General features: G+C 50.3%; 19 protein-coding genes. 14 read left to right on the top strand and 5 right to left on the bottom strand.

The window, feature by feature from the left end:
* On the top strand, positions 1-1,926 hold the full coding sequence (dxs, locus tag ACP158_RS11890; protein ID WP_424946334.1) for a 1-deoxy-D-xylulose-5-phosphate synthase: 1,926 nt from the start codon (positions 1-3) through the stop codon (positions 1,924-1,926).
* Between the two features lie 188 nt (positions 1,927-2,114).
* Here the strand turns inward: dxs and ACP158_RS11885 are convergent, their stop codons facing one another.
* Positions 2,115-2,408, bottom strand: a complete 294-nt coding sequence (locus ACP158_RS11885) for a hypothetical protein (RefSeq protein ID WP_424946333.1) — start codon at positions 2,406-2,408, stop codon at positions 2,115-2,117.
* Between the two features lie 302 nt (positions 2,409-2,710).
* On the opposite strand from ACP158_RS11885, the gene ACP158_RS11880 reads away from it, so the two are divergent.
* The 13 genes from ACP158_RS11880 (at position 2,711) to ACP158_RS11820 (ending at position 9,512) form a co-directional block, all read left to right on the top strand.
* On the top strand, positions 2,711-3,574 hold the full coding sequence (locus ACP158_RS11880; RefSeq protein ID WP_424946332.1) for an ABC transporter ATP-binding protein: 864 nt from the start codon (positions 2,711-2,713) through the stop codon (positions 3,572-3,574).
* Positions 3,571-4,350 carry a lipid asymmetry maintenance ABC transporter permease subunit MlaE gene (gene mlaE / locus ACP158_RS11875; protein WP_424946331.1) on the top strand — a complete coding sequence of 260 codons (780 nt, stop codon included), beginning with the start codon at positions 3,571-3,573 and terminating at the stop codon, positions 4,348-4,350. Before ACP158_RS11880 ends, mlaE begins: the two co-directional genes overlap by 4 nt.
* Positions 4,351-4,352: 2 nt before the next feature.
* Positions 4,353-4,898, top strand: a complete 546-nt coding sequence (gene mlaD / locus ACP158_RS11870) for an outer membrane lipid asymmetry maintenance protein MlaD (protein WP_424946330.1) — start codon at positions 4,353-4,355, stop codon at positions 4,896-4,898.
* A complete protein-coding gene (locus tag ACP158_RS11865; RefSeq protein ID WP_424946329.1) occupies positions 4,898-5,551 on the top strand; it encodes an MlaC/ttg2D family ABC transporter substrate-binding protein in 654 nt (217 codons plus the stop codon). The genes mlaD and ACP158_RS11865 overlap by 1 nt, the downstream gene beginning before the upstream one ends.
* Positions 5,552-5,572: 21 nt before the next feature.
* Positions 5,573-5,872, top strand: a complete 300-nt coding sequence (locus ACP158_RS11860; RefSeq protein WP_424946328.1) for an STAS domain-containing protein — start codon at positions 5,573-5,575, stop codon at positions 5,870-5,872.
* 8 nt (positions 5,873-5,880) lie between these two features.
* Entirely contained in the window at positions 5,881-6,111 is a 231-nt protein-coding gene (locus tag ACP158_RS11855) for a BolA family protein (RefSeq protein WP_424946327.1), read from the top strand.
* 94 nt (positions 6,112-6,205) lie between these two features.
* Positions 6,206-6,517: a Grx4 family monothiol glutaredoxin gene (gene grxD, locus ACP158_RS11850; RefSeq protein WP_424946326.1), complete on the top strand. Its 312-nt coding sequence runs from the start codon at positions 6,206-6,208 to the stop codon at positions 6,515-6,517.
* Positions 6,518-6,585: 68 nt separating this feature from the next.
* Positions 6,586-6,936 (top strand): rhodanese-like domain-containing protein, encoded by a 351-nt coding sequence (locus ACP158_RS11845; protein WP_424946325.1) that lies wholly within the window; start codon positions 6,586-6,588, stop codon positions 6,934-6,936.
* 68 nt (positions 6,937-7,004) lie between these two features.
* The gene (locus ACP158_RS11840) at positions 7,005-7,403 is read left to right on the top strand and encodes a cupin domain-containing protein (RefSeq protein WP_424946324.1); all 399 of its coding nucleotides are present in this window, start codon (positions 7,005-7,007) and stop codon (positions 7,401-7,403) included.
* Between the two features lie 54 nt (positions 7,404-7,457).
* Entirely contained in the window at positions 7,458-7,835 is a 378-nt protein-coding gene (locus ACP158_RS11835; protein ID WP_424946323.1) for a VOC family protein, read from the top strand.
* A gap of 9 nt (positions 7,836-7,844) precedes the next feature.
* Positions 7,845-8,357, top strand: a complete 513-nt coding sequence (locus tag ACP158_RS11830) for a DNA-deoxyinosine glycosylase (protein ID WP_424946322.1) — start codon at positions 7,845-7,847, stop codon at positions 8,355-8,357.
* Positions 8,358-8,359: 2 nt separating this feature from the next.
* Positions 8,360-8,710 (top strand): hypothetical protein, encoded by a 351-nt coding sequence (locus ACP158_RS11825; protein WP_424946321.1) that lies wholly within the window; start codon positions 8,360-8,362, stop codon positions 8,708-8,710.
* Positions 8,711-8,795: 85 nt separating this feature from the next.
* Complete coding sequence (locus ACP158_RS11820) at positions 8,796-9,512, top strand: class I SAM-dependent methyltransferase (protein WP_424946320.1); 717 nt, start codon at positions 8,796-8,798, stop codon at positions 9,510-9,512.
* Between the two features lie 221 nt (positions 9,513-9,733).
* Here the strand turns inward: ACP158_RS11820 and ACP158_RS11815 are convergent, their stop codons facing one another.
* From ACP158_RS11815 to ACP158_RS11800, 4 genes are read right to left on the bottom strand one after another with little or no spacing between them, the layout of a single operon-like run.
* Positions 9,734-10,450, bottom strand: coding sequence for an ABC transporter ATP-binding protein (locus ACP158_RS11815; RefSeq protein ID WP_424946319.1), 717 nt, complete (start codon positions 10,448-10,450; stop codon positions 9,734-9,736).
* Positions 10,447-11,190 (bottom strand): ABC transporter ATP-binding protein, encoded by a 744-nt coding sequence (locus tag ACP158_RS11810; protein ID WP_424946318.1) that lies wholly within the window; start codon positions 11,188-11,190, stop codon positions 10,447-10,449. Before ACP158_RS11810 ends, ACP158_RS11815 begins: the two co-directional genes overlap by 4 nt.
* Complete coding sequence (locus ACP158_RS11805) at positions 11,187-12,170, bottom strand: branched-chain amino acid ABC transporter permease (RefSeq protein ID WP_424946317.1); 984 nt, start codon at positions 12,168-12,170, stop codon at positions 11,187-11,189. Before ACP158_RS11805 ends, ACP158_RS11810 begins: the two co-directional genes overlap by 4 nt.
* Entirely contained in the window at positions 12,170-13,096 is a 927-nt protein-coding gene (locus ACP158_RS11800) for a branched-chain amino acid ABC transporter permease (protein WP_424946316.1), read from the bottom strand. The genes ACP158_RS11805 and ACP158_RS11800 overlap by 1 nt, the downstream gene beginning before the upstream one ends.
* Between the last annotated feature and the right edge of the window lie 63 nt (positions 13,097-13,159).

Raw genomic sequence — 13,159 nt, 5'->3', positions numbered from 1 at the left:
ATGCCCGACGGCAGCGCCCGCTATCCTTTATTATTTGGCATTGATGATCCGAGCCAGTTAAGAGAACTGAATCGAGATCAACTGGCCGCGCTTGCGGTTGAGCTTAGAAAATACTTGATTGAAATGACCGCCCAAACCGGCGGTCATTTGGCCCCGGGTCTTGGCACCATAGAATTGACCATCGCCCTGCATTATGTGTTCAACACCCCCGAAGATCGTCTGGTATGGGATATTGGTCACCAAGCCTATCCGCATAAAATTCTAACCGGCCGCCGCGATCGTTTCCATACCATTCGCCAGTACCAGGGGCTGTCCGGCTTTCTGAAACGCAGCGAAAGCGAATACGACGCCTTCGGCGCCGGCCATGCCAGCACCTCCATCAGCGCAGCGCTGGGCATGGCGGTTGCGGCCGGGCGAGAGGGCGTCGCGCGCGAAGTGGTCGCGATCATCGGCGATGGCGCGCTGACCGGCGGCATGGCGTTCGAAGCATTGAACAACGCCGGCGATCTTGACGCCAATTTGCTGGTCATTTTGAATGACAACGAAATGTCCATATCCAGGAATGTCGGCGCCATTTCAAATTACCTCGCCAGAATTCTTTCCGGCCATGCTTATTCGACGGTGCGCGAAGGTAGCAAGACGGTTTTGAGCACATTGCCGCCATCGATCAAAAACTATGCGCGGCGCTGGGAAGAGCATTTGAAAGGCATGGTGATGCCGAGCACATTGTTCGAGGAACTCGGGTTTTATTACATCGGCCCGATTGACGGACACAATATTCAGACTACGGTGACCACGTTAAAAAATATGCGGAAAATGAAGGGACCGCGATTTTTGCATGTGGTCACGCAGAAGGGAAAAGGATTTGAGCCAGCTGAGGGAGATCCCTGCGTGTTTCACGGGGTCACGCCATTTAATCCGGATACCGGAAAAATCGAAAAAAAGAAAAAAGGCCGAACTTATACCCATGTATTCAGCGACTGGTTGTGCGACATGGCGGCACAGGATAAAAAACTGATTGGGATTACGCCGGCCATGCGCGAAGGTTCGGGCTTGGTGCGGTTTTCGCAGGAATTCCCAGATCGATACTTTGATGTCGGCATCGCCGAGCAACATTCGCTGACCTTCGCCGCCGGCTTGGCGTGCGCAGGATTAAAGCCGGTGGTGGCGATTTATTCCACGTTTTTACAGCGCGCTTACGATCAGTTGATTCACGATATTACACTCCAGAATCTGGATGTTTTATTTGCCATCGACCGCGCCGGGCTGGTCGGCGCCGATGGCGCCACCCACGCCGGCGCCTACGACTATTCCTTTCTGCGATGCATTCCCGGCATGGTGGTCATGGCCCCGGCGGACGAGGCCGAATGTCGCAACATGCTCTATACCGGTTATCAACACGCCGGACCGGCCGCGGTGCGATACCCGCGCGGCGGCGGGCCTGGCGCGGCGGAAAAAACCAAGATGAACTCGCTCGCGATTGGCCAGGCGGAAGTTCGTCGAAAAACCACAGGAAACACAAAGGGGGGGGTCGCGATTTTGGCTTTCGGAACGATGCTGACGCCCGCCGTTGAGGTCGGTGACGCGCTCAATGCCACGGTCGTGAACATGCGCTTTGTCAAGCCGTTGGATGAGCCATTGATTTTGACCTTGGCCGACGCCTGCTCATTGCTGGTGACGGTTGAGGAGAATGTGGTGATGGGCGGCGCCGGTTCCGCGGTGAACGAGTGCATGGCGAAAAATAATCGCCAGGTCGCCATTTTGAATTTAGGCATTCCCGATAAACATCTCGATCAAGGCAGCCAACAGCAACAACTCGCGGCCATCGGCTTGGACGCCGAAGGCATTAAACGGCAAATCCTTTCCCGATTAGCCGGCATGTCCACGCCGCAACAAAACCTGAAAACAATTACCGCAGTCCGTTGACAAGCCCGGAAATTTTGCTGGCTTCAGCTAACGTTAATACGAATCGATTAACATGAATAACCTCTCTACAATTATATTGGTTCAAGATACTTTAAGGTATAGTGAAATGGTCATACCTAATTGTTCAATAAATGAAAAACAAGCATGTCATTCGCTGCCGAATTTCGGAGAATAAATTCAGGGCGATTCTACGAAGGAGTCCGGCCACGCCGGACGGCATATTCCACTGGATTGCCCGGCCAATAATAATATGGGCCGGGCAATGACAAATGATAGGCAATGGTGAATTGAGAGGACAAAAGCGAGTTGAGATGCCAAAAGTAACCGAGAAAAAAAGTTTGGCTACGCATCCTCCCTGCCGTCATTCTCGCTGGCAGGCGGGAATCCAGACGCGGCGAAGCCGCGATAATAAGGAGTTCGGCTACGCCGAACGGTTTAATAACTGGATTGCCCGGCCAATAATAATAATATGGGCCGGGCAATGACAACCCTTATTTGTCATTCTCGCGCAGGCGGAAAAAATCGCCCTCCCTGCCGTCATTCTCGCCGCAGGCGGGAATCCAGTTAAAATATGTCGTCCGGCGTAGCCGGACTCCTTTGAAAGAGTGTGAGTTTCGCTTCAATATGCGCCACGAAAATAGGTGTCAATATCTGCTAAAATCTATCCGAAATCGACCGCTTAAAGTATCTTGAACCATTATATTTCGTGGTGGCCGCGTAGTGTTAGCGTCCATAAGCGGACAAAATCTTATCAAACAATCATCGTTAATATAACACTTTGGATATGACGCCCCCTGCCGCCGAATCCGGACTTTTCGACAACCCCATTGTTGAGGCTAAAAACATTCATTTTTCATTCGGTGAGCGCAACGTATATCGCGGCTTGAATCTAACGATTCCGCGCGCAAAGGTAACGGTGATATTGGGCCCCAGTGGCTGTGGAAAATCCACATTTTTGAGTTTGCTGGGCGGGAGATTGCAGGCCGACTCGGGTGAATTAATATTCGATGCCGCCCCGGTGCCGGCGCGCCACAGTGCGGCATTATTTGCAATGCGCCGCAAAATGGGCATGCTGTTTCAAAACAGCGCGCTGTTAACGGATTTGAGCGTATTTGACAATGTCGCGTTTCCATTCAGGGAGCAAACCGACTTGCCGGAAGCGTTGATTCGGATACTGGTGATCATGAAACTGGAAATGGTCGGCTTGCGCGGCGCCCGGGATTTAATGCCGTCCGAGCTTTCGGGAGGGATGGTGCGGCGGGTGTCGCTGGCCAGAGCGATCGCCCTTGACCCTGAATTGATTATGTATGACGAGCCTTTTGTCGGTCTCGATCCCATTTCCAAGGGCGTGATTATGCACTTGATTCGCCGGCTCAATGATGCGCTGGGCATTACCTCGGTCGTGGTCACTCACGATGTCGCGGAAGGCTGCAACATTGCCGACTATGTTTATTTGCTGGATAACGGCGTGGTTGCCGGGCAGGGCACGGCGCAGCAAATGACCAGTAGCCAGCAACCGGGCATCAAGCAATTCATGAATGGGTTGCCCGATGGGCCGGTGCGGTATCACTATCCGGCCAATGATTATTTGACGGATCTGCACGGATATGATGAACCAGCCGCGGATATGCTGAGCCAGCCGCGATGAACCTGATCGCCAGCCTGGGCCGATGGGGCATAGGCTTTGTATCTCGACTCGGGGCCGCGGTGCTGTTTTTACTGTCGGCACTGCGTGGCGCGTTTCATAGTTTGTCCAGAGGCTCGTTGATCATTCAACAACTATACGCGATTGGCGTATTGACCATGTTGATCATCCTGTTTTCCGGATTATTCGTCGGCATGGTGTTGGGTTTGCAAGGCTATTATCAATTGGTCGCGTTCAGCGCGGAATCCAGTTTGGGCGTGGTGGTGGCATTATTTCTGGTGCGCGAGTTGGGGCCGGTGCTGGCCGCGCTATTGTTCGCCGGACGCGCCGGCTCGGCGCTGACCGCCGAGATCGGGCTGATGAAAGCCACCGAGCAACTGGCGGCGATGGAGATGATGGCGGTCGATCCGATGGTGCGCGTGATTGGCCCGCGCTTTGTCGCCGGCCTGATTGCCATGCCGTTGCTGGCGGCTATGCTGAGCGCGATTGGCATAGTGGGCGGCTATCTTATCGGGCATGGCCAGTTTGGCCTGGATGCCGGGGTCTATTGGTCGTCTATGCAGAACGGCGTTGATTTGATTGATGATATATTGAACGGGATAATCAAAAGCATCGTTTTTGGTTTTATCGTGGTTTGGATCGCCTTGTTTGAAGGTTACCATGCGGTGCCTACTGCGGAAGGCGTGAGTCGGGCGACCACCCGAACCGTTGTGACTTCATCATTAGCCATTTTAGGCGGTGATTATATTTTGACTGCACTAATGTTTGGAGGTTTTTAACCGTGCAAAGAAAAAACATTGAGATATGGGTGGGCATTTTCATGCTCGTTGGCATTGCCGCGCTCGTGATGTTGGCGGTGCAAGTGAGTGCCGCGGGCAGCGGTGCGAATAAATCCTATCGGCTGGAAGCCAGATTCGACAACGTCGGCGGACTCAACGTAAAAGCGCCAGTGATGATTGGCGGCGTGCGGGTCGGGCGGGTCGGCGATATCTGGATTGACAAGGAGGATTACGTGGCGGTGGTCGGGCTGGATATCGATAAACAATACGATACCCTGTCGGTGGATACCGGCGCATCAATTCTCACCTCCGGCTTGCTGGGCGCGCAATTTGTCGGGCTGTCGCCGGGATTTTCCGATATTTACCTTGAGCAAGGAGATACATTGGAATTAACCCAATCGGCGATACAACTTGAATCCTTGATTAGCCAGTTCATGTTTAGCCAAGGAAAAGACCCTGGAAAAGACTCGAGAAAAGACCCGGGGAAAGACCCGGGGAAAGACCCGGGAAAAAACAATTCCAACGACCAGTCGCAACAGGAAAATTAATGAACACAAAATACCCGTTTCAAATCAAGCATTTATTGGCTGTATTAGCCATTTCTTTAACGCTGTTTGCGACACCGCAAGCCGGTGCAAACGATGATCCAGCACTCATCGTGGAAAAAACGGTGAACTCGTTGCTCGAGGAATTTTCCGAAAAACGGGATCAATTGGAGGGCAATAACAGCGATTTATTTGAGTTGGTGGACGAAATCGCGAGTCCGCTATTTGACTTCGACTATATCTCCAAGTTGGTGTTGGCGAAGAATTGGAAGAAAGCCAGCGCACAACAACGCCGGGAATTTGCCGATGAATTCAAAAGGCTGCTGATCGTGACCTACGCCACCGCCTTGTTTCAATACACCGGCAATGAAACCGTCGAGTTTGGCGAATCGGCCGTTAAGGAGAAAAAAGGGGTGAGATTTGGCACCGTGAACACCGCAGTCAGCCTCAGCGAACAGGGGGCAATGCCCGTGGTTTACTCCCTTATTCAGGATGACCGCCGGGATGACAGTCACCAATGGAAAATCTATAACCTGACGGTCGGTAGTTTGAATATGGTGTTGAATTATCGAGCGGTCATTCAGGCGCTCATACACCGCGATGGGCTGGATGGAATGATTGCCGGCATAAAAGACAATAACGACAAAAATGATTAGCCATGACCATGAACGATAATCATGAACGATAGTGCGAAGGCAGTAACAATGACCACGGTCGGCGCGGATATTCGTTTGGCAGGAAAACTGACCACCGCATCAGTCGCCAGGGTTTTTATGAATACCCCTGAGTTTACCGCGCCTTTGTGCCGGGTGGATTTGCGGGAAATCGATGAAATTGACAGCGCCGGATTGGCGTTGCTGGTATATTGGCAAACCTGTGCAAAAGCATCGGCATCCACATTGAGCGTTACCAATGCGTCTAAAAAATTATTGGATATCGCCGAACTTGGCGGCTTGTCCGCGCTATTTCAGGCCTGAGGTCAATCATGACAGCCACACCCCAAGACATACAAAACTGGATTTCCCAAGGGTTGGAAAACAGTGAAGTCACCGTTGACGGCGACGGGCAGCATTTTGAGGCGACCATCGTATGCCCGGACTTTGAAGGAAAATCGTTGATTCAACGTCATAAAATGGTGTACAGTGCGCTGGGAGATAAAATGAAATCCGAAATTCATGCGTTGTCGATGAAGACGCTGACGTCGGCTGAGTTATAATTTCGGGCCGGGCTTTTGGGCCATGCTTTCGGGCCGGGCTTTTGGGATATAATGACCACCATATAAAACAGACTATTTTTTAGAGGCGCCCACTATGTCAATTCAGGAACAATTAAAAGAGATCATTGACAGCAATGACATCGTTCTCTTTATGAAAGGCAATCCCGATTTTCCCCAATGCGGATTTTCCGGCCGCACCACGCAGATTCTGCAGTCCTACGATGTCCGGTTTGCATCGATAGATGTCCTCGCGGACCATGCGGTGCGCGAAGGCATCAAGGAATATTCAAACTGGCCGACGGTTCCCCAGCTCTATGTTCGCGGCGAATTTGTCGGCGGTTGCGATATTGTCACCCAGTTGTATGAAAGCGGTGAACTGGAACGGATATTGAAACCTGATGCATAAAATTTAACAGGCGATTCCTTGATGAAATTCGCCTGCCCTATCGTCAGGCCCTATCTTCAGGAACGACCATGATTAAAACCGCTGGCCAACTCATCTCGGAAGCTCAAACACAGATATCCTGTGTTGATGCGGCCTCCGCTAAATCACTATACGATGAAACCGGGAATGCCGTAATCATTGATGTTCGCGAGGCCAACAGCGCGGCTCAATCCAAACTGACAGACTCCACAAACATATCGCGCGGATTGATCGAAATGAAAGTTCCCTCGCTTTGCCCTGACCCGGAAACGGTGATTTTCACGCACTGCGGCGGCGGCGGACGCGCCTCGCTCGCCGCCCTGACCCTGACGCAAATGGGTTACACCAACGTGCACGCCATCACCGCAAAATTTGAAGATATAAAGAAAGTTTTTGGGTAGGCGCCGTTGCAGGATTCTGGTGGCGGTTGCGAACCACATCAACCCGATTATAATTTGGAGAGCAACAGATGACCGCGCCAAGCGGTTTTAAAATTTCAGATATTCAAGATCGAATTGACAACTTGCCCGCTAACGGCACTTTTATAAAACCGTTTGTGACCACCGAGCACAGCGACTCAATGTGCGGCGGGATAAATTGCCTGAATCAAATCTCAGTGCCTTGGGATTTAACCTGCGACGAACTCATTTATTGTCTTGAAGGCACGTTTCGTTTGGTCGTCGACGAGGTTGACTATGTGCTCAATCGCGGTGATTTGATGTATGTCCCCAAGGATAATCATGTTAAATATGAGTGCGATCAGAAGTGTATTATTTTCTACGCGGCCTCCCCGGCCGATTGGAAGCAACGTGCCGGTATCACTTACGTGCCGGGCATCGATGCAGAAGATATGCCGTCGAGCAGCTAACTAGGTGAGCTTGGTCGTTATGCGACATAAGGTCAAGAGAAGCAGGACAAAACAATGAATGAGCACGAGAAAATAAACTACGTCGAGTTTCCGGCCAAGGATATTGCGGCCGCCAAAGATTTTTTTGCAACCGTATTCGGTTGGTCGTTCGTAGACTATGGGCCTGCATATACGACTTTCTCCAACCAAGGTATTGACGGCGGCTTTTTTCAAGCCGACTTGGCGGCTTCCACCGAAACCGGCAGCGCCTTGATCGTTTTTTACAGCACTGACTTGGCGCAAACCCAAGCTAAAATCGAGAATGCTGGCGGCTTGATCGTAAAGCCCATATTTTCTTTTCCGGGCGGTCGTCGCTTCCACTTTGCTGATCCCAATGGCAATGAGTATGCGGTGTGGTCGGACCAAAACCAAGAACATGAACCAAGAGCGTGAACCAAGAACATGAAACAAGGATTTCCGCCGATTGCCGATGCGCGGGCAACGGTGTTGATCCTGGGCTCAATGCCGAGCGAGGAATCGTTGCGCAAAAAACAATACTACGGCAATCCGCACAACGCATTTTGGAAAATAATGGCGCGACTGTTGGAGTTTGAACACGCCGCCATCTACGCAGAAAGAACTAGAATATTAACAAATAATAAAATGGCGTTATGGGATGTCATGCAGACTTGTGAACGGCAAGGAAGTCTTGACTCAGCGATCATTGACAGCACAATAGTGGCAAATGACTTCGTTTCCTTTTATCATCGCCATCCAAATATAAAGCATGTGTTTTTTAATGGCACAAAGGCGGAAAAAGAATATTGCAAAAGAGCGCTGCCAAAACTATCCAGTGAAACAAAAGGCATCGAGTATTCCAGACTCCCTTCAACAAGCCCGGCAATGGCGAGTTTGTCGTTTGAGGTAAAATTACGGGAATGGTCGGTTATTTGCGCGGATAAGCGAGCGACATAGACATGAAAACATTTATAAATATTTTTGCAATTATTGGGATCGCGTTGGTTGCGTTGATTTCCATCGGATTATATTTGGATATCAAAGAAATGGATCGCACTGAAGGGGGTTACGAAGCGCCGTTTGTCGGCGAGACCGGAGAGCCGATTGATTGGGACAGCATGGATCTGAGCAGCACCGGTCTGGTAAGGAGAGGCTATGTCGTGGATTTTTTAGTCAACGGAACGACGGGAATGATCAGTCTCGAAATGTTCGGCATCAAGTTTGAAGCACGTAAACTATCCGAGCGCGCCATTGTTGTCCATAAACCGAGAGAAGCTTTTATTCGCAGAGGCTTTAAGCCGCAGTTTTGAAAAGGCCTGCCAAGCAATTAAATCGGGCAGGTAACAAGTCGGCTTCTGCGCAAACGTATTCTGAATTATGCGGTATGACACTGATATGCCAGAACCACATGCATCATGGGCGAGGATATACGATGAAGTCTATGAGCAGTCGTTTGGTGCATGTTACGATGACTTAACCTGTGTTACTATTGAAACAATATCAAATGCCGTTAGTCCTCCGGCACGAATTGTAGATTTTGGAGCCGGAACAGGTCGGCTTTCGATACCGTTGTCTTCAAAAGGATATAGTGTCTTGGCGGTTGAGCCATGCAAAGAAATGTTGGATCAACTCACAGGAAAGTCAGGTGCGTCGCACGTTGAAATATTTAATGGGACAATGCAGGAATTTAAAACAGACACTTCTTTTGATATGGCTATCTGTGTTTTTACAGTTCTGCTGTATCTGTTGGATGAAAAATCACTAAAAAAATCAATTCAAGCAGCAGTGAATGCACTTGTGCCAGACGGACTCCTGCTCATTGATATTCCCGGTGAATCTGTTTTTCGGAGTTATCGGATAAAAACACAGATAATGGATCGTTCTGTATCTATATCTGAAACGCCTCAGGATGATATTTATCAATACGCTGAACACATACATTTAAACTTAAATGGACGGATAGAAACATATACCGATAATTTTAAGATCAAATATTGGAATAAAGAAAAGGTGATGCAAATTCTTGTAGAGAATGGCTTTTCTGTCGAAAAAAATTTGCACTTTGAATTTGACCGAACCGGATCAGAATATTTTCTGATGAAGAAAGGTTGAAATACAGGACAAAGTGTTGCGCCAGAAGGTGATTTTGCGATACGCCAGCGTCGCTGGTCACTATAGGCGTTATGTGGTTTTACAAATATCATCGCTACCAATCAGGAAGCAGTCTTTGGGCTGTTCAAGCTTTCCAAAATGTAAATCGAAATGTAGAAGGGTAGTCAATGTTACATAACAAACGCTTTCACTGGAAACGACTTAAAAGAGTGCCTGAACTTTTAAACACCCAGATACCTTGCTTTTAGATCGGGCCTTGACCTCAGGGTCGCGGAATCACCTTGCCAAACGACACGCCCTTTTTCAATAATATAATGATAATCCGCAATTCTGCACAGATCATCGAGGTTTTTGTCGATCAATAATATTGAAATGCCGGTTTGTTTGCCGGTTTGTTTTATTGTTTCCAACTGGCACCAAATTTCCTTTCGCATAAGCGGGGCTAAGCCTTCGGTCGCTTCGTCCAGTATCAACAGCTGTGGATTTAGCATCAACCCTCGTCCTATCGCCAGCATCTGCTGTTCGCCTCCGGAAAGCTGATTACCCATGTGATGCAGTCGATCTTTTAGCAGCGGAAATAATTCCAATACCTTTTCCATGCTCCATGGGGCCGCCGATGAGTTGTAATTTGCTGCTGTGGCAATCAGATTCTCCCGCACATTCAGGTTCGGAAAGATTTGCCTGCCTTCGGGCACCAGGCCGATACCCTTTTGCGCGATCTTGAACGGCGGCAAGCCATCGATTTTTTCATTGTTATAAACTATTTCACCGCCGTTGCACGGCAGGTTGCCGATGATGGAATTGACGATGGTGGTTTTGCCCATGCCGTTTCTGCCGAGCAAGGTGGTCACGCTGCCGCGCTTGATTTCCAGACTAAGGTCAAACAAGACCTGGCCGCTTCGGTAAAACGCGTTGATGTTTTTCAGCGCCAACGTCATGCCGGCGCATCTCCGAGATAGGCGCGTTGCACTTGCGGGTTTTGTCGAATTTGTTCGCTGCTGCCGGTGGCAATAATATGTCCATTAACCAAAACCGAAGTCGTGTCGGCCAACGCGAACACGGCATCCATATCGTGTTCGATCAGCAAGATGGTGATTTGACCTTTCAGTTTATGCAACAACTTAATCATGTTTCCGGATTCGTCCTTGCTCATGCCCGCAGTCGGCTCATCCAGCAGCAGCAACTGCGGCGTTAGCGCCAGGGCCATGGCAATTTCCAATTGTCGCTGCTCGCCATGGGCTATTTCACCGGCGAGCGCGTCGGCGCGTTGCCCAAGGCCGACATCGGCGAGATAACTTTGCGCGCGCATCCGACAATCGTGTTGCTGAAATGCCGGCGACCAAAACCGAAATGAATGACCGGATAACGACTGCACCGCGAGCATCACATTTTCAAGCACGGTCATGGGCAAAATAACACTGGTGATTTGGAACGATCGCGCCAAGCCGATATGCGCGCGTCGGTATGCGCTGGCCTTGGTGATATTTTTGCCGTTAAATATGATGTTTCCGCTATCGGGTTTTAACATCCCGCAAAGCTGTGCGATCAGCGTGGTTTTGCCGGCGCCGTTTGGCCCGACGATGGCGTGAACTTGTCCTTCTGCGACCTCAAGATTAAGGTCTGATGATGCGCTGATGCCGCCAAATGATTTATTCAGGTTTTGCACTTGCAGGATCATCGCGAAACGCCGTGCATCGTTTTTGCGCGGCGCGCGTCCTGCCAGCGCAGCAGTAGTCCATGCAAACCACCCTTGCCAAATAACACCAGCGCGATCAACAGCAAGCCGAAAATCAAGTGCCAGTAAACCGTGATGCCGGATAAAAATTCCTCGAGCAAAAGAAACACGGCGGCGCCGACAATCGGGCTAAACAATCCGCCGGTGCCGCCGATAACAATCATGAACAGCAACTCGCTGGAATGCGTCCAATCCATCATCTCCGGGCTGATGTAGTTGGTGAAATTACCCAGAAAAAAACCGGCCACCCCGGCCATGCTGCCGGAAATCACATAACAAACCAATTTGTATTTGTAGGTGTTGTAGCCAAGCGCCTGCATACGCTGTTCGTTGTGCTTGCTGCCAATAATCACGCGGCCATAACGCGCATGTATCAATCTATGCAGCAACCCAAAAAAGATCAGCAATACGGCCAGAACGGTGTAATACAGAGTGATCGAATTTTCCATGTTCAGCAGCCCGGAAAACTCACTGCGTTGATGGATTACCAAGCCGTCATCGGCGCCGTATTCATCCAGGCTGACAAAGGTAAAATACAGCATCTGCGCAAACGCCAGCGTAATCATAATAAAATACAGGCCGCGGGTACGCAGGCAGATGGCGCCGGTAATTAACGCAAATACGGCGCTGCATACAAGCGCCAGCCCAAGATGAACGAAGCCGTTGTGGACGCCGTAGTAAGCCGGGATGCCGACACAGTATGCGCCGATGCCGATAAAGGCGGCGTGGCCGAGACTGACCATGCCGCCGAAACCGACTATTAAATTCAGGCTCAGCGCGGCCATCGCCAGGATTAAAACGCGCGTCAACAGGTCAAGATAAAAACTCATGCCGGTAAGCGAGGTGACCATCGGCGCGATGACTAACAGTAATGCAAAGCCAAGATACACCCGGGCGGCGATGAATTTAAAGCGGCTGAACATTATTTGTTCAGTCCGCCAGGCGGAAATAATCCGCGCGGCTTGAATACCAAAACCGCAGCCATTAATAGGTAAATCATCATCGCGGATAATGCTGGCGCAGCGGTTTCCGCGGATTGATTGGAGACGAACAATTTAAGCAGGTCGTCAAGATAAGAGCGGCCGAGGGTGTCGATAAATCCGATTAAAATGGCGCTGTAAAATGCGCCTTTAATGGAGCCAAGCCCGCCGACGATGACCACCACAAAGGCAACGATGATAATTTCATTGCCCATGCCGATGCTGGCCTCGGTAATCGGCGCAATCAACATGCCAGCAAAGCCGGCCAAAGCAGCACCGATCGCAAAAACAACGAAATATAAACGGTCAATGTTGACCCCCAATGCGCTGACCATGGCGCGATTCGAGGCCCCGGCCCGTATCAACATGCCAAGGCGGGATCGGGTGACCAGAAAATATAGTCCAACCGCCACCATCAATCCAGCGACAATAATGAGCAGCCGATAGGCGGGCATGACAAACCCGCCAAATTCAACCTGACCATTAAGGGCATCGGGGAGCGGTATGACACCCCCGGCCGGACCCCAAATCATATGCGCCAGGGTATCGAATACTAAAATCAGCCCGAAGGTGACCAGCACATGATCGAGATGATCATTTTTGTAGAGTCTTCTGGCGATGAACCGTTCAACCACGGCGCCAACGATAAAAACCCCAATCACCGCAAACACAATGGAGAAAATCAATGATCCGGTTATCGCCACCAGGCTGGCGCAAAAAAAAGCGCCGATCATATAAAAAGAGCCGTGCGCAAGATTAATGAAATCCATGATGCCGAAGATCAGCGTCAGCCCGGCAGCCAGCAAGAATAACAACAGCCCCAACTGCAAGCCATTGAGCATTTGGGAAATGAGCAGATGCCAGTCCATTAGTCGCCAGTCACAAAAAATACATGCCAAAACACAGACAGCACGAAATTTCCCTGCGCTCCG

This window comes from Candidatus Spongiihabitans sp. (assembly GCF_965247905.1).
Lineage (GTDB): Bacteria > Pseudomonadota > Gammaproteobacteria > Arenicellales > Poriferihabitantaceae > Spongiihabitans.
Note: the sequence above shows the minus strand (reverse complement) of the source record. Positions and strands in the feature narration are given on the sequence as shown.